At 61.4% G+C, this 22,192-nt stretch carries 21 protein-coding genes; 4 read left to right on the forward strand and 17 right to left on the reverse strand.

Translation table 11 applies throughout. From position 1 onward, the window contains the following. Positions 1-9: 9 nt before the first annotated feature. Entirely contained in the window at positions 10-1,233 is a 1,224-nt protein-coding gene (locus BUB78_RS01450) for an acyl-CoA dehydrogenase (protein ID WP_073194203.1), read from the reverse strand. A gap of 103 nt (positions 1,234-1,336) precedes the next feature. Between BUB78_RS01450 and BUB78_RS01455 the strand changes: the two genes are divergently transcribed. Further along, positions 1,337-2,248 carry a LysR substrate-binding domain-containing protein gene (locus tag BUB78_RS01455; protein ID WP_073194205.1) on the forward strand — a complete coding sequence of 304 codons (912 nt, stop codon included), beginning with the start codon at positions 1,337-1,339 and terminating at the stop codon, positions 2,246-2,248. A gap of 9 nt (positions 2,249-2,257) precedes the next feature. Here the strand turns inward: BUB78_RS01455 and phoB are convergent, their stop codons facing one another. From phoB to BUB78_RS01505, 10 genes are all read right to left on the reverse strand, one after another. Beyond that, positions 2,258-2,947 (reverse strand): phosphate regulon transcriptional regulator PhoB, encoded by a 690-nt coding sequence (gene phoB, locus BUB78_RS01460; RefSeq protein WP_073194207.1) that lies wholly within the window; start codon positions 2,945-2,947, stop codon positions 2,258-2,260. Between the two features lie 17 nt (positions 2,948-2,964). Continuing rightward, positions 2,965-3,684: a phosphate signaling complex protein PhoU gene (phoU, locus tag BUB78_RS01465; protein ID WP_073194208.1), complete on the reverse strand. Its 720-nt coding sequence runs from the start codon at positions 3,682-3,684 to the stop codon at positions 2,965-2,967. Positions 3,685-3,695: 11 nt separating this feature from the next. Beyond that, a complete protein-coding gene (pstB, locus tag BUB78_RS01470) occupies positions 3,696-4,493 on the reverse strand; it encodes a phosphate ABC transporter ATP-binding protein PstB (RefSeq protein ID WP_073194603.1) in 798 nt (265 codons plus the stop codon). 14 nt (positions 4,494-4,507) lie between these two features. Further along, on the reverse strand, positions 4,508-5,770 hold the full coding sequence (pstA, locus tag BUB78_RS01475; protein WP_084732713.1) for a phosphate ABC transporter permease PstA: 1,263 nt from the start codon (positions 5,768-5,770) through the stop codon (positions 4,508-4,510). 10 nt (positions 5,771-5,780) lie between these two features. Beyond that, positions 5,781-7,154 carry a phosphate ABC transporter permease subunit PstC gene (gene pstC, locus BUB78_RS01480; RefSeq protein ID WP_073194212.1) on the reverse strand — a complete coding sequence of 458 codons (1,374 nt, stop codon included), beginning with the start codon at positions 7,152-7,154 and terminating at the stop codon, positions 5,781-5,783. A gap of 69 nt (positions 7,155-7,223) precedes the next feature. Beyond that, a complete protein-coding gene (locus BUB78_RS01485; RefSeq protein WP_073194214.1) occupies positions 7,224-8,276 on the reverse strand; it encodes a substrate-binding domain-containing protein in 1,053 nt (350 codons plus the stop codon). Positions 8,277-8,431: 155 nt separating this feature from the next. After that, a complete protein-coding gene (locus BUB78_RS01490) occupies positions 8,432-9,481 on the reverse strand; it encodes a sensor histidine kinase (RefSeq protein WP_073194606.1) in 1,050 nt (349 codons plus the stop codon). Between the two features lie 5 nt (positions 9,482-9,486). Next, positions 9,487-10,014, reverse strand: a complete 528-nt coding sequence (locus BUB78_RS01495; protein ID WP_073194217.1) for a gamma carbonic anhydrase family protein — start codon at positions 10,012-10,014, stop codon at positions 9,487-9,489. Then, positions 10,011-10,652, reverse strand: a complete 642-nt coding sequence (gene gmk, locus BUB78_RS01500; RefSeq protein ID WP_073194219.1) for a guanylate kinase — start codon at positions 10,650-10,652, stop codon at positions 10,011-10,013. The genes BUB78_RS01495 and gmk overlap by 4 nt, the downstream gene beginning before the upstream one ends. A 102-nt stretch (positions 10,653-10,754) precedes the next feature. Next, positions 10,755-11,645: a YicC/YloC family endoribonuclease gene (locus BUB78_RS01505; RefSeq protein WP_073194221.1), complete on the reverse strand. Its 891-nt coding sequence runs from the start codon at positions 11,643-11,645 to the stop codon at positions 10,755-10,757. A gap of 237 nt (positions 11,646-11,882) precedes the next feature. Between BUB78_RS01505 and BUB78_RS01510 the strand changes: the two genes are divergently transcribed. Next, positions 11,883-12,542, forward strand: coding sequence for a PAS domain-containing protein (locus BUB78_RS01510; protein WP_073194222.1), 660 nt, complete (start codon positions 11,883-11,885; stop codon positions 12,540-12,542). 102 nt (positions 12,543-12,644) lie between these two features. On the opposite strand, the gene BUB78_RS01515 is transcribed toward BUB78_RS01510, so the two are convergent. Beyond that, on the reverse strand, positions 12,645-14,015 hold the full coding sequence (locus tag BUB78_RS01515) for a class II 3-deoxy-7-phosphoheptulonate synthase (protein ID WP_073194224.1): 1,371 nt from the start codon (positions 14,013-14,015) through the stop codon (positions 12,645-12,647). Between the two features lie 171 nt (positions 14,016-14,186). On the opposite strand from BUB78_RS01515, the gene BUB78_RS01520 reads away from it, so the two are divergent. Further along, positions 14,187-15,206 carry a GlxA family transcriptional regulator gene (locus BUB78_RS01520; protein WP_073194227.1) on the forward strand — a complete coding sequence of 340 codons (1,020 nt, stop codon included), beginning with the start codon at positions 14,187-14,189 and terminating at the stop codon, positions 15,204-15,206. A gap of 78 nt (positions 15,207-15,284) precedes the next feature. Here the strand turns inward: BUB78_RS01520 and BUB78_RS01525 are convergent, their stop codons facing one another. Genes BUB78_RS01525 through BUB78_RS01540 form a run of 4 tightly spaced genes read right to left on the reverse strand, consistent with a single transcriptional unit; the run spans position 15,285 to position 19,502 of the window. Continuing rightward, positions 15,285-16,376: a PQQ-dependent sugar dehydrogenase gene (locus BUB78_RS01525; RefSeq protein ID WP_073194229.1), complete on the reverse strand. Its 1,092-nt coding sequence runs from the start codon at positions 16,374-16,376 to the stop codon at positions 15,285-15,287. 56 nt (positions 16,377-16,432) lie between these two features. Next, positions 16,433-18,361 (reverse strand): 1-deoxy-D-xylulose-5-phosphate synthase, encoded by a 1,929-nt coding sequence (gene dxs, locus BUB78_RS01530; RefSeq protein WP_073194231.1) that lies wholly within the window; start codon positions 18,359-18,361, stop codon positions 16,433-16,435. Positions 18,362-18,387: 26 nt separating this feature from the next. Beyond that, positions 18,388-19,254: a polyprenyl synthetase family protein gene (locus BUB78_RS01535; RefSeq protein ID WP_073194233.1), complete on the reverse strand. Its 867-nt coding sequence runs from the start codon at positions 19,252-19,254 to the stop codon at positions 18,388-18,390. 5 nt (positions 19,255-19,259) lie between these two features. Then, on the reverse strand, positions 19,260-19,502 hold the full coding sequence (locus BUB78_RS01540) for an exodeoxyribonuclease VII small subunit (RefSeq protein ID WP_073194609.1): 243 nt from the start codon (positions 19,500-19,502) through the stop codon (positions 19,260-19,262). Between the two features lie 102 nt (positions 19,503-19,604). Here BUB78_RS01540 and BUB78_RS01545 point away from each other — a divergent pair, with 102 nt between their 5' ends. Then, complete coding sequence (locus tag BUB78_RS01545) at positions 19,605-20,591, forward strand: phosphotransferase family protein (RefSeq protein WP_073194235.1); 987 nt, start codon at positions 19,605-19,607, stop codon at positions 20,589-20,591. On the opposite strand, the gene BUB78_RS01550 is transcribed toward BUB78_RS01545, so the two are convergent. Continuing rightward, a complete protein-coding gene (locus BUB78_RS01550) occupies positions 20,578-22,146 on the reverse strand; it encodes a helicase HerA-like domain-containing protein (RefSeq protein ID WP_073194236.1) in 1,569 nt (522 codons plus the stop codon). The genes BUB78_RS01545 and BUB78_RS01550 overlap by 14 nt on opposite strands. Positions 22,147-22,192: the final 46 nt, after the last annotated feature.

A 22,192-nucleotide genomic window follows, 5' to 3' on the forward strand; every position in this document is an offset into this window, starting at 1 on the left:
TGTGCATGCTTAAAAGAACGCCTGCAAGCCGGTTTGCGCCCGTCCGAGGATGAGGGCGTGAACATCATGCGTGCCCTCGTAGGTGTTCACGGTTTCAAGGTTCACCATATGCCGGATCACCTGGAATTCTTCGGAAATGCCATTGCCGCCATGCATGTCGCGGGCGTGACGCGCAATTTCAAGCGCCTTGCCGCAGTTGTTGCGCTTGATCATCGAGATCATCTCGGGCGCGGCATTGGCCTCGTCCATCAAACGGCCAACCCGCAGGGCGGCCTGAAGGCCAAGCGTGATTTCGGTCTGCATATTGGCAAGCTTGAGCTGGAACAGCTGGGTTTGCGCCAGCGGCCGGTTGAATTGACGCCGGTCCAGCCCGTATTGCCGCGAGGCATGCCAGCAGAACTCTGCCGCGCCCATCACGCCCCAGGCGATGCCGTAACGCGCCCGGTTCAAACATCCAAAGGGCCCTTTAAGCCCTTGAACATTCGGCAAAAGAGCCTCTTCGCCAACCTCGACGCCCTCCATCACGATTTCGCCTGTGACAGAAGCACGCAACGACAGCTTGCCGCCCACTTTCGGCGCGCTCAGCCCCATCATGCCCTTTTCGAGGACAAAGCCGCGAATCTTGCCGTCATGCGCCTCGGATTTCGCCCAGATGACGAACACATCGGCGATCGGGCTATTGGAAATCCACATCTTGGTGCCGGTGATGCGGTATCCGGTCGCGGTTTTCTCGGCGCGGGTCTTCATACCAGCGGGGTCCGACCCGGCATCGGGTTCGGTCAGGCCGAAACAACCGATCAATTCACCTTTTGCCAGCCCCGGCAGGTACTTACGTCGCTGTTCTTCGCTGCCATAGGCATAGATCGGATACATCACAAGGCTGGATTGAACGCTCATCATGCTGCGATAGCCGGAATCGACCCGCTCGATTTCACGCGCAACAAGGCCATAGGTGACATAATTCGCGCCAAGCCCGCCGTATTCTTCGGGGATGGTCGTGCCCAAAAGGCCCATATCGCCCATCTCGCGGAAAATACCGGGGTCGACCCGTTCTTCGCGATAGGCGTCGATCACCCGTGGTTGCAACGTTTCCTGGGCAAAGCTGCGCGCGCTTTCGGCGATCATCCGCTCTTCTTCACTTAGCTGATCGGCGAGGCGGAACGGGTCGGCCCAGTCAAAGCTGTTGAGATCCGGTGCATCCTTGGCGCGCAAGACGCGCGTGTTGGCGTTCATGGGGATATCCTTATGAGTTTTTTTCAGGTTGCGGGCAGACTACACTGGTAAAACCGCATATAATATCGATATTTACACATGAACCCATGAGTAAAGAGCAAGTATGAACCCGCCCCGCCGTTTTCTGCCCTCGATCGCCTCGCTGCGCGCGCTTGAGGCGCTTGATCGCCTTGGCAGTGCAACCGCGGTCGCCCAAGAGCTGGCGCAAACGCAAAGTGCGGTCAGCAGGCAGTTGAAAACATTGGAAGAACAGCTTGGCGTGACCCTTGTTATCCGCGAGGGGCGCAGCCTTATTTTGACGCCCGAGGCGGCGGATTACGCCGATAAAATCCGGGGGGCCTTGCAGCAGATCACCCAAGCCTCGCTCAAGCTTACGGTCAACCCGGTCGGTGGAAGCCTGACCCTTGCCATCTTGCCCACCTTCGGCATGCGGTGGCTGGTGCCGCGTCTGGCAGATTTTGCGCGCCTGCACCCCGAGGTGACGATCAACCTCTCGACCCGTCTCAAACCGTTTAACTTTGCCAGCGAACCTTTTGATGCAGCTATACATTTCGGGGAACCGGATTGGTCCGATACGCAGGCGCTGCGGCTCAAGACCGAGGCGGTTTTGCCGGTCTGCACGCCCGAGTTTCTGGCCGGGCGGGCGCCGATCACGGGGGCCGCTGATCTTTTGAACCTGCCGCTTTTGCATATCGAGACCCGGCCACAGGCCTGGGCGGCATGGCTGGCGGCGCATGGGGTGACCAACCAACAGGTCACCGGCACGATCTATGACCAATTCGCAACCATTACCCAGGCGGCATTGCATGGCCTTGGTGTGGCACTCTTGCCCGATTATCTGGCCGAACAGGATCTTGCGACGGGTCGGCTGGTCTGTGCCTGGGGCGGGGCGGCGCAGACGCCGGGGGCCTATTACCTTGTCTGGCCCCTGCGCAACGCGCGCGATCCGGCCTTGTTGAAGTTTCGCGACTGGCTCGCCGGTCAGGCCGAGGATGAAGACCCCCTGCCCCGATAGGCCAATCGCCTAGCCAAGGGCATAGCCCGCGCCGCGCACCGTGCGCAACGGATCATCGCCGCCATATTGGCAGAGCGCCTTGCGCAGCCGCCCGATATGCACGTCGACGGTGCGCGTATCCACATAGATATCGCGCCCCCAGACCCGATCCAGAAGCTGGTCGCGCGACCAGACCCGCCCCGGCTTTTCCATGAAGGTCGACAAAAGGCGAAACTCGGTCGGCCCCAATTTGAGCGCGTGATCGCCTCGCGTCACCCGGTGGGTTTCGGCATCAAGCACGATATCCTGGTATTCAAGCCGTTCGCCCACGGTCGCCGGGCGCGTGCGGCGCAGTTGCGCGCGCACCCGTGCCAAAAGCTCGACCACCGAATAGGGTTTGACCATGTAATCATCGGCCCCGGTTTCCAGGCCGCGCACAAGATCAACCTCTTCCGAGCGCGCCGAGAGCATGATGATCGGAATGGCGCGGGTCTCAGATCGGGTCTTGAGCTGGCGGCAGACCTCGATCCCCGACACATTCGGCATCATCCAGTCGAGAACGATGATGTCAGGCGGGGTTTCGGCGACGATCAAGAGCGCCTCTTCGCCATTGCTGGCGGTGAGTACGCGAAATCCGTCGGCCTCAAGGTTATAGCTCAGAACCTCGCGCTGTGCGGGTTCGTCTTCGACCAAAAGAACGGTGGGCTGATCGGCGGCCATGGGGCTGGCTCTCCAGTTCAGGACGTGGGGGAAATTGACGCATTTGTCGAGGTCTGATCGCCTTTGGGGCGTGGGTCATCGGGCATCGCGCCAGAGACCAGATAAATCACCTGTTCGGCAATCGAGGTCACATGATCGCCCATCCGTTCGGTGTTCTTGGCGATGAAATGCAGGTGCATGCAGGCGGTGATATTGCGCGGGTCTTCCATCATGAAGGTCAGGAATTCCCGGAAAATCGCGTTGTACATCTGATCGACGTCCTGATCGCGCTGCATCACCTCATGGGCGAGGTTGATGTCGCGCTGAATATAGGCGTCAAGCGCGTCCTTGAGCATCGCTTCGACCTCGCGCGCCATCCGGCGCAGCGCCGCAGGCGAGCCGCTGACCGGCGACATCTGGGCCAGGATCGAGGTCCGCTTGGCCATGTTCTTGGCATAATCGCCGATCCGCTCAAGGTTGGCCGAGATCTTCATCACCGACAGCACAAGGCGCAGGTCACCGGCCGTGGGCGCGCGCAGGGCGATCACGCGGGCCGCCTCTTCGTTGATCTCTTCTTCGAGGATGTCGATCGCCTTGTCGCGACCGCGCACCTCTTCGGCAAGCTCTTCGTCGCGGGTTTCGAGCGAGCGGGCGGCGTCGCTGATGGCGCGTTCCACCAGCCCACCCATCTTCATGATCCGGGCCTGAATGGTTTCAAGATCGCGGTCAAAAGCCGAGGCAATATGTTGATTTGACATGGATTTCGTCCTTAGCCGATGCGCCCGGTGATGTAGCTTTCGGTGCGTTCATCGCTGGGGTTTGTGAAAATATGGCTGGTCTCGCCGAACTCGACCAGATGACCAAGGTGGAAAAAGGCGGTTCTCTGGCTGACGCGGGCGGCCTGTTGCATCGAATGGGTGACGATGACCACGGAATAGTCCTGGCGCAGCTCGTCAATCAGCTCTTCGACCTGAGCGGTGGCAATCGGGTCAAGCGCCGAACAGGGCTCGTCCATCAACAGAACTTCGGGGGCGGTCGCCACGGCGCGGGCGATGCAAAGCCGCTGTTGCTGGCCACCTGAAAGGCCGGTGCCGGGTGAGTCGAGCCGGTCCTTGGCCTCGTCCCATAGCGCGGCGCGGCGCAGGGATTTTTCGACGATCACGTCAAGATCGGCGCGGGTGTTGGCAAGCCCGTGAATGCGCGGCCCATAGGCGACATTGTCATAGATCGACTTGGGAAACGGATTGGGTTTCTGAAACACCATGCCGACCTTGGCGCGCAATTGCACCGGGTCGATCGAGCGGTCATAGATGTCCTGCCCGTCAAGGCGGATCTCGCCGGTCACGCGACAGATCGGAATGGTGTCGTTCATGCGGTTGAGACAGCGCAGGAAGGTGGATTTGCCACAGCCCGACGGCCCGATAAAGGCGGTCACGGTCTTGTCGAGGATATCGACATTGACGCCTTTGATCGCCTCGGCGTCATCATAATACACATGCACATCGCGGGCGGTAAATTTGAGGGTGTCACTGGTCACGGTCTTCTCCGGCGTTTGCGTATCAAACATCTGTCTGTCCTTCTTTACCATTTTCGCTCGAACTTGCTGCGCAGATAAATGGCGATGGCGTTCATGGTGATGAGAAAGGTCAAGAGCACCAGAATGGCGGCGGAGGTGCGGCTTACAAAGCCGCGTTCGGGGCTGTCGGCCCAGATAAAGATCTGGGTCGGCAAGGCGGTCGCGCTATCGAGCGGCGAATCCGGCGCCGAGGTGATAAAGGCGTTCATCCCGATCAGCAAAAGCGGCGCGGTTTCGCCAAGCGCTTGTGCAAGGCCGATGATGGTGCCGGTCAGGATACCGGGCATCGCCAGCGGCAAAACATGGCCAAACACCACCTGATGCTTTGAGGCCCCTACCCCAAGTGCCGCCTCGCGGATCGAGGGCGGCACCGCCTTGAGAGCGGCGCGCGTCGCGATGATGATCGTCGGCAGCGTCATGAGCGCCAGCGTCATCCCGCCCACAAGCGGCGCCGAGCGCGGCATGCCCATCCAGCCGATGAACACCGCCAGGGCCAGCAGGCCAAACACCACCGAGGGCACCGCCGCGAGGTTGTTGATATTGACCTCGATGAAATCGCTCAGCCGGTTGCGCGGGGCAAATTCCTCAAGATAGATCGCGGCCCCTATGCCAAGCGGAAACGAGATCACGAAACAGACCAGAAGCGCCCAGAAGCTTCCCATAAGCGCGCCCTTGAGGCCGGCCAGTTCGGGAAAGCGGCTATCGGTATTGCTGATCAACCCCCAGTTCAGGGGTTGCGAAATCGCCCCGGCCTGATCCAGCGTGTCGAACCAGCCGATTTCGCGGTCGCTGACGCGGCGCTGTGTCTCGGGGGTGTCGCGCTTGACCAGATCCTTGGCCAGCTGATCGAAGGGATCAGAGGTCGGCACCGTCATGGTGATGCTCTGCCCGATCAGGCCTGGGTCGGCGACGATGCGGTCGCGCAGCGTAAACTGCGCACCATTGGAGAAAATCCCCTCAAGCGCCTTCTCATCGGCCCTCCCGCTGACGTCCGGAAAATAGGTCTTGAGACTGGCCAAAAGCACATCGTCAAAGCCGCCACGCGGCAGGCGCTCGGGCTTGATCTCGGCGGGGTCTACAAACACCTCCACCGTGACATGGGTCTGGGTAAACGCCTTGTAGCCAGAGCTGACTAGAGACGAGACCAGAATGAACAGCATCAGCGCCGCAAAGCCGATGGCGGCCATGCCAAAGCCCTTGATCATCGTCTGATGGCGGTTGCGCCGGTTGAGGTGGCTGCGCACGCTCTGTGATGAGAGATCGGTCATCGCGGGGTCCTTAGTCATAGGCTTCGCGGTACTTGCGCACGATGCGCAGCGCGAAAATATTGATGATCAGCGTGACGATGAAAAGCATCATCCCAAGCGCGAAGGCGGCCAGCGTCTTGGGGTTGTCAAACGAGGTATCGCCAATCAGCAGGGTCACGATCTGCACGGTGACGGTGGTCACGCTATCAAGGGGGTTCATCGTCATCTTGGCGATCAGGCCGGCGGCCATGACCACGATCATCGTCTCGCCAATCGCCCGGCTCACGGCAAGCAGCACCCCCCCGACAATGCCGGGAATGGCGGCCGGGAAAAGCACGCCGGTCATCATCTCGGCCCGCGTCGCGCCAAGGCCAAGCGCCCCGTCGCGCAAGCTCTGCGGCACCGCCGAGAGCGCATCATCGGCAAACGACGAAATGAACGGAATTAGCATGATCCCCATCACCCCGCCCGCCGCCAATGCGGTGTTGGGCGAGACATCAAGCCCAAGCGACTGGCCAAAACTGCGGATCGCCGGGGCGACCACGAGGATGGCGAAAAATCCGTAGACGACCGTCGGCACGCCGGCGAGGATTTCCAGAAGCGGCTTGGCCACGGCGCGAAACTTGCGCGGCGCGAACTCATTAAGGTAAATCGCCGACATGAGGCCCACAGGCACGGCAATAACAAGCGCGATGACCGTGATCACCAGCGTGCCAAGCATCACCGGCAACCACCCGAACGCGCCCTCGGCGGCGACCTGATCTTCGCGCAGCGGAATCTGCGGCTCCCAATTGGTGCCAAAGAGGAACTCGACGACAGACACCTTGGCAAAGAACTTAGAGGTCTCGAACATCAGCGAGGCGACAATGCCGATGGTGACAAAGACCGCTACAACCGAGCAAAAGATCATCAGACCCGAGATAATCCGTTCGACCCCGTGACGGGCGCGGAACTCGGCGCTGACCTTGCGACGGCTCAGCGCCACAAGCACCAGCGACATCCCTGCAACAACCACCAGCAAAAGCTGACCGGAGCGCGCCTGCAGGGCGGTCAATTGCTCGGCCGCTTCGATTTTCCAGGGATCGGGGGTGCCAAAGACAACGTCGCGCGCGATGGATTTGATCTCGGCGACGATCAGCTGCACCTCGCCGGTCCCAAGCCCTTCCAATTGCGCGCCAATTCCGGATTTCAACAGCATGTCAATCACCGGTCCCTGAAGCAAAAGCCAGAGCAGGATCAGCACAAGCACCGGGACCAGCAACACCAAAAGAGAATAGGCGCCATGAAATCCGACCAGAGAGTGAAGCCGCGCCCCGTCACGCCGGATCGCGGTGGCAGCCTGACGGTTCCAGACATAGCCGATCACGGAAAACACAAGGAGGCAGGCAAATGCGGCTGTAGTCATGATACTCTCGGGATTTGGAAAAAATGCAACGCCGCCCGACACCTGGCCGGGCGGCGACAGTCTAGGCGCTTATTCTTTCGGCGCCATTGTCTTGCCTTCGATCACAGCGTCCTGTGTTTCGGCACGCAGATCGTCGGGAAGGGCCACCATGCCACGCTCGCTCAGATAGCCGCCCGGCTCCATCGCGTCATCGGACATATACTCTTCGATAAACTCCTGAAAGTTCGGGATCACGCCGCGGTGGGCGTTCTTCGTGTAAAAGAACAGCGGGCGCGAGATCGGGTAGGAGAAATCACCGATGGTCTCGGCACTCGGCGACACACCGGCGATCTTGACGGGTTTGAGCGTATCCATGTTCTCATAGAGGAACGAATAGCCAAAGATGCCCATGGCATGTTCGTCGGCATTCAGGCGCTGAACGATCAGGTTGTCGTTCTCGCCTGCTTCCACGAACGGCCCGTCCTGACGCATCCGCGAGCAGTTGTCCTTGACGGTCGCCTTATAGGCGTCCTTGTCGGCGTCTTTCAGGGCTTTCATGAAGGGAGTCGCCTCGCACCCGGCATGCATCGCCAGCTCGACAAAGGCGTCGCGAGTGCCCGATGTGGGCGGCGGGCCATAGGCCAGGATTTCAACGGCCGGCAGGCTTGCGTCAACATCGGCCCAGGTCTTGTTGGGGTTCGCGATCCAGCCGCCCTCGCCGGGGATTTCTGCGGCAAGCGCAAGGAACACCTGCTCAAGGCTCAGATCCCAGTCGTTTGTCGCATCGCGCGAAATGGCAATCGACAGGCCATCATAGCCGATCATCGCCTCGGTGATGTCGGTCACGCCGTTGTCCTGGCAAAGCTTGTATTCCGAGGCCTTCATGGCGCGCGAGGCCCCGGTCAGGTCGGGGTGCGCTTCGCCGATGCCCGCGCAGAAAATCTTCATCCCGCCGCCGGTGCCGGTCGATTCGACGATCGGCGAGGGCGCGCCGGTCACATTGGCAAATTGCTCGGCAACAGCCTGGGTATAGGGAAACACGGTGGACGAGCCGACAATGCGGATCTCGTCACGCGCCTGCGCGGCGCCAACGGCCATGGCAGACAGCGCCAGAGTGGAAACGGTAAGTTTGAAAAGCGACATGGATTGCTCCTGAGTTCGGGTGTCGGGGCGCCCGTATTGGCGACCTCTGCGGCCCTGCTATGCGGTTGCAACAACGCTTTTGTTACACTTTTGTAACGGTTATATGACAGCCGCCGCTTTCTCAGGATTTTTGATGGTTAACCTCGCGAAAGACGTCAGGCGTCCCTGGTCAGACGCGGCAAAATCACCGTAAACACGCTGCCCTGCCCCGGTGTCGATTCGATTCGCAGCCGCCCGCGATGGCGATTGATGATGTGTTTCACAATCGCAAGCCCAAGCCCGGTGCCGCCCATCTCGCGCGAGCGGTGCGCATCGACACGATAGAATCGTTCCGTCAGGCGCGGAATATGCAGCGGATCAATTCCCGGCCCCTGATCGGCGACCCACACGATCACCGCAGGCACCCGCAGGCTTGTTTCGGGCGCCGATCCGTCAAGCGTGATGGTGATCGTGTTGCCCTTGCCGCCATATTTGATCGCATTCTCGATCAGGTTTGTAAAAACCTGCTGAAGCTGATCGGAATTGCCCGGAACAAGCACGCCTTCGGGCGGATCAAACACGATCTCACATCCGCACGCCTTGGCCAGCGGGCGCAGCGTGTGCAACACCGAGCCGATGATGCGGCCAAGGTCAACCGGATCGGCGGCGCGCACACGCTCTTCGCTTTCCACCCGGCTCAGCGACAGCAGATCGCGGACCAGCCGCTCCATCCGTGCGGCTTCGGATTGCATGATGCCAAGAAAGCGGTCGATCGCCGTGTCATCGCGCCGCGCGGGGCCCTGCAAGGTTTCGATAAACCCCATCAGCGCGGTCAGCGGCGTGCGCAACTCATGGCTCACATTGGCGACGAAATCGCGACGCATCTGGCTCGCCTGCTCTTTCTCCGACATGTCCTCAAAACACAGCAGAACCCCCTGCGCCGGTGCCATGTCGATAAACCCAACGCTCACCGCATAGGTATGAGTGCGCCCGGCCTCGCTCTTGTGATAGGTGGTCTGTCGAGGGGCGCGGTCGGCCATCGTGGCCTCAACCGCGTCAAGCACATCGGGCTGGCGCAGCGCGGTCATGAAATGCCGCCCCTCAAGTGTCGGGCCCAGAAGATCGCCTGCCGTCCTGTTGGCCCCGATGATGCGCGCATCCGGCGCCACCAGAATCGCCGCCAGCGGAAGGGCGGCCAGAACCGAGGCGATGCCCTGTTCCGGCATTTTGCTCAAAGCGCCGTCAATCCGGCGCGAAAGCGGCGCATATTGTTCTGATAATGCAGCGCACTGGCCCGGAGCGCGTCGATTGCTGCCGCATCCAATGTGCGGATCACCTTGCCCGGCGCCCCCATCACAAGGCTGCCATCGGGAATCTCCTTGCCCTCGGTGATCAGGGCCCCTGCCCCGATCAGACAGTTCTTGCCGATTTTCGCGCCGTTCAAAATGGTCGCCCCCATCCCGATCAGGGTGTTCTCGCCAATGGTGCAGCCATGCAGCATCGCCTTGTGCCCAATCGTACACCCCGCCCCGATTGTCAGCGGAAAACCAGGATCGGTATGCGCGACGGTGTTTTCCTGCAGATTGCTGCCCGCGCCGATATGGATCACCTCATTATCACCGCGCAGGGTGACGCCAAACCAGATCGACGTTGCGGCTTCGAGCACCACATCTCCGATCACATTGGCATCGGGCGCAACCCAAAAATCACCATCCTCAGGGGTCTGCGGCGCGCGGCCGTCCAGGGCGTAAAGGGTCATCGTGTCTCCTCGAATTCAGTCTGTAATTGGCGCACATGCGCGGTCAGCCCCGGTTGCTGACTGCGGCGCAGACGGGTGGCCTCGATGATCGTGATCAGTTTGCGCTCGGTGGCGTCCAGGTCGTCATTGATCAGCACGAAATCATAGCCATCCCAGTGGCTGATCTCGTCCCAGCTCTTCTCCATCCGCTTGGCAATCACCTCGGCGCTGTCCTGGCCGCGGGTTTCAAGACGGCGGTGCAACTCGCCGATCGAAGGCGGCAACAGAAAGATCGACAGCGTATGCGCCCCGAGCGCCGAATTGCGGATTTGCTGCGCGCCTTGCCAGTCGATGTCAAACAACACATCGCGCCCGCTCTCGATGGCATTTTGAACCGCGCCCTTAGGCGAGCCATAAAAATTGCCAAACACATGCGCATGCTCAAGCATTTCGCCGGCTGCCACGTCACGCTTGAACTGATCCTGGCTCAGGAAAAAGTAATCCTGCCCCTCAACCTCGCCCTCTCGCGGTGTGCGCGTGGTGGCCGAAACCGAAAACGAAATCGTCGGATCCCAGGCCCGAAGCCTGCGCGACAGCGTCGACTTGCCCGCGCCCGACGGCGATGACAGAATAATCAAAAGGCCCCGGCGATCACTCATTGCACTCTCTTTCCGCTTTGGCGTGACAGAGAACACCCCCTGCCTTTCATCTTTCCAAAAATACTCAAATCCAACGCCACCCTACATCACAGCGGCTTGCGGTCATTCCACATTCTGCACCTGTTCGCGCATCTGGTCGATCACGGTTTTGAGGCCAAGACCAATGCGCGTCAACCCGGTGTTCTGCGCCTTGGAGCAAAGCGTATTGGCCTCGCGGTTGAATTCCTGGCTTAGAAAATCGAGCTTGCGCCCCATCGGCGATCCTTGGGCAAGCAGGTCGCGCGCGGCGCCGACATGGGCGTGCAGGCGGTCGATCTCTTCGGTCACGTCAAGCTTGACGGCCATGATCGCAAGCTCCTGCGCCACGCGTGCCTCATCGGCGCCGCTGGCCGCCTCCATGATCCGCGCAAGGGCCGTGCGAAAGCCCTGCTCCAACTCGTCCTTGCGCGCCACGGCAACCTCTGCGCCCTGAGTGGTCAGTGCCTCTATCTCGTCAAGCTGCGCGCCAAGAACCAGCGCCAGGGCGGTGCCTTCGGCGCGGCGCATGTCAAGGAAACTCTCCAGAACGCCCTCGAAATCCGCCAGGAGCGCCTTGCAAAGCGCGCCGGTCTCCTGCGCGCCGCTGCCGGTTTCAAGCACATTGCGCAGCCCGACAATATCGGCGGCATTGGCGGGCGCCAGAGACAGACCACGGTCCATCGCGCGGGCCTCGATCCCGGCCATCGCCGTCAGCACATCTTCAAGCGCCGCCTCGTTAAGGGTCAGGGCGCCGCTTCGGTCTTCGCTCTGCACCCGCAGGGTCAGCGAGACATTGCCCCGCGTCACGGCCTTGCTCAGACGCGCGCGCAGGCCCGCCTCTAGCCCTTCGATCCAATCGGGCACCCGCAGACGCAGATCAAGGCCCTTGCCATTCACACTGCGCAATTCCCAGGTCCAGTTCTGACCCTCAAACTCTCCTTTTGCTGCGGCAAAGGCTGTCATGGAATATAGCATCGGCACGGGGTTCCTTTTTTGGGTGTTTCCCTGTCCTAGCCACTGGTCTGGCGGCTGGCAAGCGCCCGGCAGCGCCAAACCCTTTCGGGGAAGTTAACCAATCACGACGATTTTTAGACAAATCGGGGCACAAATGTGTCAAATTAAAGTCACAGTACGGTGAGTCATATGCGAATTAAGGCAAACCGGTGACCGTCGCGCCAGACGGACAATGACGTTGAAAGAAGGTTTTGAAAGATGCAGGACGACGTGATCAGTTCAGTGGTCACCCCGCGCCCCGGCAGTGCAAACGACCGGCAGGCCGAACATATGCGTGACTTCCGCGCCTATTGGAACAGCATGCGCAAGGGCCATGATGTGCCGCGACGTTCGGATATCGACCCGCGCCGGATCGAGCCGCTGTTGTCCAACGCCTTTATCGCCGAGCGGATCGCGCCGGGTGTCACCCGGCTGCGGATCGCGGGCATGCATCTTAGCGATCTCATGGGCATGGAAGTGCGCGGCATGCCGCTCAGCAGCTTCATCACCCCCGCCGACCGTGATGACTTCGCGCTTAAACTGGTCGATCTGTTTGATCGCCCGGCGGCCATCCGCCTTGATCTTCGCAGCAAGGCCGGTGTCGGGCGCCCGGAGTTGAGCGGTACGCTGATCATGCTGCCGCTGCGCAGCGATCTGGGCGATGTGTCGCGCGCGCTCGGCTGTTTTGTCAGCAAGGGCCAGATTGGCCGCGCCTCGCGCCGCTTTGAGATCGTGAACAGCCATGTCGAGCCGCTTGTCGCCGGGATTGAATCCAACGGCATGCGCGCCCTGCCCGGTGATCGGGATGAGGCGCCCCGCGCGCCTTCTGAACAGCCGGTCCACCGATCAGCGCGCGACTACCTTCGGGTGATCAAATAATCCGGGGACCCTCCAATCCAAGGATCAAACGGAAAAAGGCGGCGCAAGGGCAATCTCTGCGCCGCCTTTTTTTAATGTAAAACAGGGTGTTGCCCTGCGGTCTTAACCTGCCTCGGCCTGTTGGCGCTCGACCCGAAGCGCCGAAAGCTCTTCGGCGACCAGAAACGCCAGCTCAAGCGACTGGCTTGCATTCAGGCGCGGATCGCAGGCGGTGTGATAGCGATCACTCAGGTTCTCGTCGCTCAACGCGCGCATGCCACCGGTGCATTCGGTCACGTCCTGACCGGTCATTTCGAAATGCACACCGCCCGGAATGGTGCCCTCGGCCTTGTGGATGCCAAAGAATTCACGCACCTCGCGCAGCACCGATTCAAACGGCCGGGTTTTATATCCGGTGGCCGATTTGATCGTGTTGCCGTGCATCGGATCACAGACCCAGACCACATTCGCGCCCTCTTCCTCGACGGTCTTGATCAGACGCGGCAGGTTATCCCCCACCTTGCCCGCCCCAAACCGCGCGATCAGGGTGAGACGCCCGGCCTCGTTGTTGGGGTTGAGCTTGGCCAGAAGCAGCTTGAGGTCTTCGCTTGTCATCGTCGGCCCACACTTGAGGCCAATCGGGTTCAGAACGCCACTCAGGAAATCCACATGCGCGCCATCCGGCTGGCGGGTGCGATCCCCGATCCAGAGCATGTGACCAGATCCCGCCAACCATTTGCCCGAGGTCGAATCAAGCCGCGTCAACGCCTCTTCATATTCCAGCAAAAGAGATTCGTGGCTGGTGTAGAAATCGACGGTCTTGAGCGTATGCGCGCGATCGCTGTCGATGCCGGCAGCCTTCATGAAATCCAAGGCATCACTGATGTGATTGGCCATTTCGCGATACTTGGCGGCCTTCTCGGATTCGGTGAACCCGAGGGTCCAGGCGTGCACCTGATGCACATCCGCATAGCCGCCCGTCGAAAAGGCGCGCAGCAGGTTGAGCGTCGCCGCCGCCTGTGTGTAGGCCTGCAGCATCTTGTCAGGATTGGGAATGCGCGACTCCGGCGTAAAGGCCAGGTCGTTGATGATGTCGCCGCGATAGCTCGGAAGCTCGACGCCGTTCACCACTTCGGTCGGGGCCGAGCGCGGTTTGGCAAATTGCCCGGCCATACGGCCAACCTTGACCACCGGCACCTTGGCGCCATAGGTCAGAACCATCGCCATTTGCAGCATAACCTTGAAGGTGTCGCGGATCGCATCGGCGCTGAACTGTTCAAAGCTTTCGGCGCAATCGCCGCCCTGAAGCAGAAACGCCTCGCCGCGCGATGCCGCGCCCAACTGCTGTTTAAGGCGGCGCGCCTCGCCTGCAAAAACCAGCGGAGGATACTGCGCCAGCCGGGCCTCAGCCGCCGAAAGTGCGGCGGCATCGGTATAATCTGGCATCTGTATCCGCGGTTTCGCGCGCCAGTCCGATTTGTGCCATTGCGTCATTGTCTTTCTCCGCTTTGTCGAATTCTAGGTTTCGTCTATACTAAGGCGACCCCCAAGTGACCATATAGGTATTGAAGGATTTCATGCAATTCGCGCCCGTATGTCTTGTCAATAACGCTGTTTTCGTGACAGACCCGATAAACAGCCTAGTTCCGTAGGGATTCGAAGACCATGAAATCCAACACCGCCAAAATCGAAGTCAGCGCGCCCAAGACAGCAAAGCGCTTTGTTTTTGTGTTGTTGGATAATTTCTCCCTGCTGAGCTTTGCGTCTGCGGTGGAATGTCTGCGCATTGCCAACCGGATGTCGGGGGCCAAGCTTTATGACTGGGCTATCACTGGTGATACGGGCGATCTCGGCGAGAGCGATGATACGGTGAAATGTTCGGCCGGGGCGCGCTTTCACGTGGATTTCGCGCTTACTGAACTTAACCGCGAAGATGTCGTGATGTTGTGCAGCGGCATGGATGTCCAGGCCGCCACGACCAAGCGTATCCTGAACTGGGTCCGGCGCGAAGCGCGGCGCGGCATCAAGATAGGCGGGCTGTGCACGGCGGCCTATGTTCTGGCCAAGGCCGGTCTTCTGGATGGCAAGCGCGCCACGATCCATTGGGAAAATCACGACAGCTTTCTCGAAGAGTTCGAGGATGTGAATCTGACCAAATCGGTCTTCGTCGTGGATGGCAACCGGATGACCACGGCGGGGGGCACCTCTTCGATTGACCTGATGCTCAATATCATCGCCGATGATCACGGTGAAAAGCTTGCCAATGCGGTGGCGGATCAGTTGATCTATTCCTCGATCCGCACCGATCAGGACACGCAGCGCCTTTCGGTGCCGACCCGGATCGGCGTGCGCCATCCCAAGCTGAGCCAGGTCATCCAGATGATGGAGAGCAATATCGAAGAGCCGATCAGCCCGTCGGTTCTGGCGCGCGATGTCGGCATGTCGACCCGCCAGCTTGAGCGCCTGTTTCGCCGTTATCTAAGCCGCAGTCCAAAACGGTACTACATGGAACTGCGCCTGCAAAAGGCGCGAAACCTGTTGATGCAGACCGATATGACGGTGATCAACGTGGCACTTGCCTGTGGCTTTGCCTCGCCCTCGCATTTCTCGAAATGCTATCGGGCGCATTATAACACCACTCCTTACCGCGAACGCGGCGCACAGGCCTCGCGGCTTTCGGTCTGAAGACAGTCGGGCATCGGTGGGGGCCAGCCCCCACGCCCCCGGGATATTTCAGGCAAGAAGAAATGGCGGTTCCTTGCACTAGTTCGGGATGATCCGATAGGCCGCGCCCTCGGCGACACTTAGGAACCAGATGCTGCCATCGGGGGCCTCGCGGATGTCGCGGACGCGTGTCGTCTCATCCGATTCCAACTGCTCAACCTCGCTAAGCGGCCTGCCGGAGAGGCGCGAGATATAGCCGAACTTGAGGCTGCCAACAAAGAAATCCCCGCGCCATTCGGGCCAGAGCGCCCCGGAATAGATCATCAGGCCGGAGGGCGCGATTGAGGGATCCCAGTAATGCGCGGGCTGTTCCATGCCGGGTTTGGCCGTGCCCTCGCCGATCTTGAGACCCGAGTAGTGGCGGCCATAGGAAATCACCGGCCAGCCATAATTTGCGCCGGGTTTGATGCGGTTTACCTCATCGCCGCCGCGCGCGCCGTGCTCGACCGCCCAAAGATTGCCCGCCAGATCAAGCGCCGCGCCCTGCGGGTTGCGATGGCCGTAAGACCAGATTTCAGGTTGTGCGCCGGGGGTGTTGGCAAAGGGGTTGTCGGCGGGAATGCCGCCGTCGCGGGCGATTCGGATGATGCTGCCGTTTTCGCGCGAGAGGTCTTGGGCCGAGGGGCGATCACCGCGCTCGCCGATGCTGGCGTAAAGCAAGCCGTCGCGCCCTTCCACAAGGCGGCTTCCGAAGTGGCGCCCGCCCGATGATCCCGGTGTCAGTTCGAAAATCACGGTCCAGTCTGTCAGGCGGTCCGCGCCGGGGGCAAGGCGGGCATGGGCAATCGCCGTGCCCTCGCCGCCCTGTTGCGGCTTGGCGTAGGTGAAATAAAGCTGTCGGGATTGAGCAAAATCGCGTGGCACGAGAACGTCAAGCAAGCCGCCCTGCCCGCGCGTTGCCACCTTGGGCACCCCCTTGAGCGCCTTGCGCCCGGTGTCGTCCACCCGCAAAAGCCGCCCGCCGCGTTCGGTGATCAGCACGCCGCCCTCGGGCAAAAACCCGATGGACCACGGTTCATCAAGCCGATCAGCCATCCGCGTCACGTTGAGCGGTCCGGCGCTGCTGTCCATGGCCCGTGCCGGGCCAAGCGCAAGGCCGAGAGCGAGAATAAATGCGGTGAAACGGATCATCGGATCGCCTCCAGAGGGATATCATGCAACCATCAGGTTACCTTGATATGGGGACGTCAGGCGCGTTTTCCACCGATTTGGGCAATATCCAGCACATCAAGCACCTTGGCCTCGATCTCGGCCGCGCCAAGACCGGCAACCGCGTACATATCCGCCGGGCTTGCCTGATCAATGAAGATATCCGGCAGCACCATCGAACGGAACTTGAAGCCCCGGTCAAATACGCCGTGTTCAGCCAGCAATTGCGCGACATGGCTGCCAAAGCCGCCGATGGCGCCTTCCTCAACGGTGATCAGCGCCTCGTGATTGGCGACCAGATCAAGGATCATCGCCTCGTCCAGCGGCTTGGCAAAGCGCGCATCGGCGATTGTGGGCGTGATGCCGCGCGCGCGCAGGGCCTCGGCGGCCTTTAGAACCTCGCCAAGGCGGGTGCCAAAGGACAGGATCGCGACGCGGCTGCCTTCTGCGATCATCCGGCCTTTGCCGATCTCAAGCACCTCGCCACGTTCGGGCATCTCGACGCCCATGCCTTCGCCGCGCGGATAACGGAATGCAATCGGCCCCTCGTCATGCGCGGCGGCGGTGGCGACCATATGCACAAGCTCGGCCTCGTCAGAGGCGGCCATCACCACAATGCCCGGCAGGTTGGCCAGAAAGGCGGTGTCGAACGCGCCCGCATGGGTCGCGCCATCAGCCCCGACCAACCCTGCGCGATCAATCGCAAAGCGCACCGGCAGGCGTTGGATTGCCACATCATGCACGACCTGATCATAGCCGCGTTGAAGAAACGTCGAGTAAAGCGCGCAAAACGGCTTGAGCCCGCCGGCCGCAAGCCCGGCACAAAAGGTCACCGCGTGCTGTTCGGCGATGCCAACGTCGAAACAGCGCGAGGGATGACGGCTTGCGAAGAGATCAAGACCGGTGCCGTCGGGCATCGCCGCCGTCACCGCGCAAATCTTGTCGTCGCGCGCGGCCTCGGCCAGAAGAGCGTCGGCAAAGACGCGGGTATAGCTTGGCGCATTCGAGGGCGCCTTGGCCTGCTTGCCGGTCAGTACATCGAATTTCGCCGTTGCATGACCACCGTCCCTTGCGCTTTCGGCAGGTCCATAGCCCTTGCCCTTTTTGGTCAGCACATGAATGAGGATCGGCCCGGTGGCGCGTTGGCGCACCGTGCGCAGCACCGGCAAAAGCTGTTGCATGTCATGGCCGTCAATCGGGCCGACGTAGGAAAAGCCAAGCTCTTCAAAAAGTGTGCCGCCCACGGCAAGCCCCTTGAGCATTTCCTTGGCGCGCCGCGCGCCTTCCTGAAACGGCGGCGGCAAGAGCGACACGGCGCCCTTGGCGGCGGCCTTGAATTCCTGAAACGGCTCGCCGGCATAAAGCCGCGAGAGATATGAGGACAGCGCGCCAACCGGCGGGGCAATCGACATTTCGTTGTCGTTGAGAATGACAATCAGCCGCTTCTTGAGGTGGCCGGCATTGTTCATCGCCTCAAATGCCATGCCCGCACTCATCGCGCCATCGCCGATAACCGCAATCGCGTCGCCATGCCCGGTGGGGCAATTGCCGCCAAGATCGCGCGCCACGGCAAAGCCGAGCGCGGCACTGATCGAGGTCGAGCTATGGGCGGCGCCAAACGGGTCATAGGGGCTCTCGCTGCGCTTGGTAAAGCCGCTTAGGCCGTCCTTTTGGCGAATGGTGCGAATGCGGTCGCGTCGCCCGGTCAGGATTTTGTGGGGGTAACACTGGTGGCTGACGTCCCAGATGATCTTGTCGCGCGGCGCATCAAACACCGCATGCAGCGCCACGGTCAACTCAACTACGCCAAGCCCCGCGCCAAGATGGCCGCCGGTTTCCGAGACCGCCGAAATCGTCTCGCTGCGCAACTCATGCGCAACCTGCGTCAGCTGGGCATCGGAGAACCGCTTGAGATCGGCCGGCGTGGAGACCTGATCAAGCAGCGGTGTGTCTGGGCGGTTCGGCATTGCGGCCCCTCCTGGCGGGGTAAAGATCAAGTCTGGCGCGAGATAACGAAGCGCGCAAGCTGCTGCAAGGTGTCGGCCTTGTCACCATAGCAAGATAGCGCATCACAGGCCGCGTCAACAAGCGAGCGTGCCTCGGCGCGCGCGCCATCAAGCCCGAGAAGCGACACAAAGGTGGCCTTGCCGGCCGCGGCATCCTTGCCCACCGCCTTGCCCACCTTGGCGGCATCGCCGGTGACGTCGATCACATCGTCCTGGATTTGAAAGGCCAGCCCAAGCGCCTTTGAATAGCGCGTCAGCGGCTCAAGATCGCCCGCGCCCATGCGCACGCCAGCGGTGGCGGCCCAGGTGATAAGAGCGCCGGTCTTGCCCGCCTGAAGGGTGGTGATCTCCTCAAGCGATAGCGGGATTGGCGCAGTTTCTGCCGCAATATCAAGCGCCTGGCCAAGCACCATCCCCTGACCACCAGCCGCACGCGCAAGGCTAAGTGCAAGATCGGCGCGGATCTCGGCGGCCTCTGCGCCCTCGGGGTGAGTGACAAGCTCGAACGCCAGCGAATGCAGCGCATCGCCGACAAGAACCGCCGTCGCCTCGTCCCATTTCACATGCACCGTCGGCTGGCCCCGGCGCAGATCGTCGTCATCCATCGCCGGCAGGTCGTCATGCACAAGGCTATAGGCATGCAGCGCCTCGATGCCACAGGCGGGCCAGAGCGCGCGCGCGCCGTCAACATCGTGCAGGCGCGCGGTTTCCATCACCATAAAGCCGCGAATCCGTTTGCCGCCGCGCGTGGCATAGCCCATGGCCTGCGCCACGGGGCCGGTTCCGAACGCGTGTAGCACCTGATCCAAATGCGCCTGAATGCGGGCTGCATCCTGGGAAAGGCCGGTTTTCATCGCCTTCAAAGGCCCTCGACCGGAGTGGTGCCGGTCGGCTGGCCGTCGCCGTCAAGCGTGATCGCGGCGACTTTTTCTTCGGCCTCTTTCAACTTGGCCTCGCAGCGCTTCTTGAGCTCTGCGCCGCGCCCGTAAAGCGCGATCGATTCCTCAAGCGCCACATCGCCACGCTCCAGCCGCCCGACAACCTGTTCCAGCTCTTTCATCGCCTGTTCAAACGACATTTCTGATACGGCAGTATCGGGCATTGCGGGCATCCTGTTGCTTGTTTTTCACGCAGCACCATAGCCGTGTCGGCGCGGGGGTGCAATTCGGTTGACGGCCCTTTGCGGCTGCGGGACAGTGGCGGCATGAACGACCATCCACCCCCTGCCCCTCTGCCTGATCCCGAGACGCTTTTGGCCTTGCAAGAGCGCTTTGAAGCCGCGCGCGCCGCCTGTCCCGAGCTTGCGGGCGCGGAGGTGAACGAGGTGCTGCGTGTCGTGCCGGGCAAACGCGCGATCATGGCCGGAACGCTTGACGGACGCGGGGCGGTGTTTCGCATGTTTGAGCCCAATCAGGGCGATATGACAACGCGCGAATGGCGCGAGATGACACGAATCTGGCCTTTCATGAACAGCGGGGCCTATCGCGTGCCCGAGCCGCTTTTGCACGTGCCCGAGCATGGTCTTCTGGTGATCGAGCATGTGAGCGGCCAGCCTCTGCTCGAACATTTCTGGCAGAGCGCGCCCGAGACCCGCGACCATCACCTGCGCCCGGCAGCCGAGTGGTTGCGCCACTATACCGAAGGCAGCGAAAGCTGGCGGGCGGGCAATGCGGCGGGGTGGCTGGCGCGCACCGAGCGGGCGGCGGCAACACAGCCCTTTGCCAGCCTGCGCAAGATCGAGACCGGGATTCTGGACGAGCTGCGCCGGATGGCGGCCACGCTTGCCACGCAAGAATGGCGGGTTGCCATCTGCCATGGGGATTTCCACCCCAACAATCTGATTTCAAACGAGGATCGTCTGACGGGCATTGATATCGGCGGCTCTGCCCGCATGCCGGTCTGCAAGGATATCGCGCGCTTTCTGGTCCATATGGGACGGCGGGGCATGATCCCGTCGGGCGCGCGCCGTCTTGGGGTTGATCAACAGGGTCTAGCGGCCTTCGCAGAGGCCTTTGCACTGACCAGTGTCGAGCGTGGGCTTTGGCTGCCGTTTTTCATCGGCTGCGAGGCGCTGATCCGGGTTGAAAGCAAGAGCCTGAAAAAGGGCCGGATTACGCGCGCCGAAGAGATGTATGCGGTGCTGCGCGATGATCTGATCGCCGCGCGCCATGCTGGATTTAACGCCCCTTGAACAGGCTGCCGAGGATGCCGCGCACAAGGCGGCGACCGGTTGTGCCCTTGAGCTCTTTGAGTACGACATCGGTCAGCGCCTTGCCAAAGCCGCCCGAAGAGGTGGATTTGCGCGACCGGCTCGTGCGGCTTTCGCTTTCGCCGCCGGAATAGCGCCGCGCCGTCTTGAACTCGCGCTCTTTCTCGGCGGCCTGCGCCTCGCGCGCCTCTTCGGCGGCCTCACGGGCCTCGGCCTCTTCCGCCTCTTTCGCGGCGGCCTCGGCCCGCGCCAGCAACATCTCATGCGCCGAGTGGCGGTCAAAGACGGTTTCATATCTGCCCATCACCGGCGATGTCTCGATCACCCGTCGCCGGGTGGCTGCATCACAGGGGCCAAGCTGGGTGGCTGGCGGGCGGATCAGGGTGCGCTCCACCACGCCCGGCACGCCCTTGTTTTGCAACATCGAGGTCACCGCCTCGCCGACGCCGACATCGCGAATGGCCTCGACCGTGTCAAAGCGCGGATTGGGGCGATAGGTTTCCGCCGCCCGCCTGAGCGCCTTTTGATCGCGCGCGGTAAAGGCGCGCAGGGCATGCTGAAAGCGGTTGCCAAGCTGCCCGAGAATATCCTCGGGCACATCGTCGGGGTTCTGGGTGATGAAATAAATCCCCACCCCCTTGGAGCGGATCAGCCGCGCCACCTGTTCAACCTTGTCGACAAGCGCCTTGGGGGCGTCATCGAACAAAAGGTGCGCCTCGTCAAAGAAGAACACCAGCTTGGGTTTGTCGACATCCCCCACCTCGGGCAGGGTCTCGAACAGCTCGCTCAGAAGCCAGAGCAGGAAGGTCGCGTAAAGCCTTGGCGAGGCGATCAATTTGTCCGCCGCAAGGATGTTGATATAGCCGCGCCCATCCGGCGTGACCCGCATCAGGTCTTCCAGCGCGAGCGCCGGTTCGCCAAAGAAATGCGTCCCGCCCTGATTTTCAAGCACCAGAAGCGAGCGTTGAATCGCCCCGACAGATGAGGCGCCGACATTGCCATAACGCAGCGACAGATCATCGGCGTTCTGTCCGACCCAGGTCAGCAGCGCCTGAAGGTCCTTCATATCCAGAAGCGGCATGCCTTCCTCATCCGCCACCCGAAAGGCGATGTTCAATACGCCTTCCTGAGCATCCGAAAGCCCCATCAGCCGCGACAGCAAAAGCGGCCCCATCTCTGACATGGTGGTGCGCACCGGGTGGCCCTGTTCGCCGAAGAGATCCCAGAAAATCACCGGATAGCTGTCATAGCGGAAATCGACAAAGCCGATCTTTTCGGCGCGTTCGGTAAAGGGGGTGTGAAGCTTGCCCGCCGGATCACCGGCCACCGCCATGCCCGAGACATCGCCCTTGATATCCGACAGGATTACCGGCACCCCGGCATCGGAAAACCCCTCGGCGAGGATTTGCAGGGTGACGGTCTTGCCGGTGCCCGTGGCCCCCGCGATAAGCCCGTGCCGGTTGCCGTATTTCAGCAGCAGATCCTGCGGCTCTGAATAGTCCGGCCCGCCGCCGCCCACGAAAAGCGTTTTCTGCACCCTGATACCCCTCGTCCCAAAATGGTCACGGTCTGAACATACAAAG

The sequence above is a fragment of the Roseovarius marisflavi genome, assembly GCF_900142625.1.
In the GTDB taxonomy this organism is placed as follows: domain Bacteria; phylum Pseudomonadota; class Alphaproteobacteria; order Rhodobacterales; family Rhodobacteraceae; genus Roseovarius; species Roseovarius marisflavi.

Coding starts and splice junctions, on each gene's coding strand:
- BUB78_RS01505 (WP_073194221.1), bottom strand. CDS start 11,645: ATGCTATATTCCATGACAGCCTTTGCCGCAGCAAAAGGAGAGTTTGAG.
- BUB78_RS01510 (WP_073194222.1), top strand. CDS start 11,883: ATGCAGGACGACGTGATCAGTTCAGTGGTCACCCCGCGCCCCGGCAGT.
- BUB78_RS01525 (WP_073194229.1), bottom strand. CDS start 16,376: ATGATCCGTTTCACCGCATTTATTCTCGCTCTCGGCCTTGCGCTTGGC.
- phoB (WP_073194207.1), bottom strand. CDS start 2,947: ATGGCCGCCGATCAGCCCACCGTTCTTTTGGTCGAAGACGAACCCGCA.
- gmk (WP_073194219.1), bottom strand. CDS start 10,652: ATGAGTGATCGCCGGGGCCTTTTGATTATTCTGTCATCGCCGTCGGGC.
- BUB78_RS01535 (WP_073194233.1), bottom strand. CDS start 19,254: ATGAAAACCGGCCTTTCCCAGGATGCAGCCCGCATTCAGGCGCATTTG.
- BUB78_RS01495 (WP_073194217.1), bottom strand. CDS start 10,014: ATGACCCTTTACGCCCTGGACGGCCGCGCGCCGCAGACCCCTGAGGAT.
- pstB (WP_073194603.1), bottom strand. CDS start 4,493: ATGTTTGATACGCAAACGCCGGAGAAGACCGTGACCAGTGACACCCTC.
- BUB78_RS01515 (WP_073194224.1), bottom strand. CDS start 14,015: ATGACGCAATGGCACAAATCGGACTGGCGCGCGAAACCGCGGATACAG.
- BUB78_RS01450 (WP_073194203.1), bottom strand. CDS start 1,233: ATGAACGCCAACACGCGCGTCTTGCGCGCCAAGGATGCACCGGATCTC.
- BUB78_RS01545 (WP_073194235.1), top strand. CDS start 19,605: ATGAACGACCATCCACCCCCTGCCCCTCTGCCTGATCCCGAGACGCTT.
- BUB78_RS01455 (WP_073194205.1), top strand. CDS start 1,337: ATGAACCCGCCCCGCCGTTTTCTGCCCTCGATCGCCTCGCTGCGCGCG.
- BUB78_RS01520 (WP_073194227.1), top strand. CDS start 14,187: ATGAAATCCAACACCGCCAAAATCGAAGTCAGCGCGCCCAAGACAGCA.
- BUB78_RS01490 (WP_073194606.1), bottom strand. CDS start 9,481: ATGCCGGAACAGGGCATCGCCTCGGTTCTGGCCGCCCTTCCGCTGGCG.
- BUB78_RS01485 (WP_073194214.1), bottom strand. CDS start 8,276: ATGTCGCTTTTCAAACTTACCGTTTCCACTCTGGCGCTGTCTGCCATG.
- BUB78_RS01540 (WP_073194609.1), bottom strand. CDS start 19,502: ATGCCCGATACTGCCGTATCAGAAATGTCGTTTGAACAGGCGATGAAA.
- phoU (WP_073194208.1), bottom strand. CDS start 3,684: ATGTCAAATCAACATATTGCCTCGGCTTTTGACCGCGATCTTGAAACC.
- dxs (WP_073194231.1), bottom strand. CDS start 18,361: ATGCCGAACCGCCCAGACACACCGCTGCTTGATCAGGTCTCCACGCCG.
- pstC (WP_073194212.1), bottom strand. CDS start 7,154: ATGACTACAGCCGCATTTGCCTGCCTCCTTGTGTTTTCCGTGATCGGC.
- pstA (WP_084732713.1), bottom strand. CDS start 5,770: ATGACCGATCTCTCATCACAGAGCGTGCGCAGCCACCTCAACCGGCGC.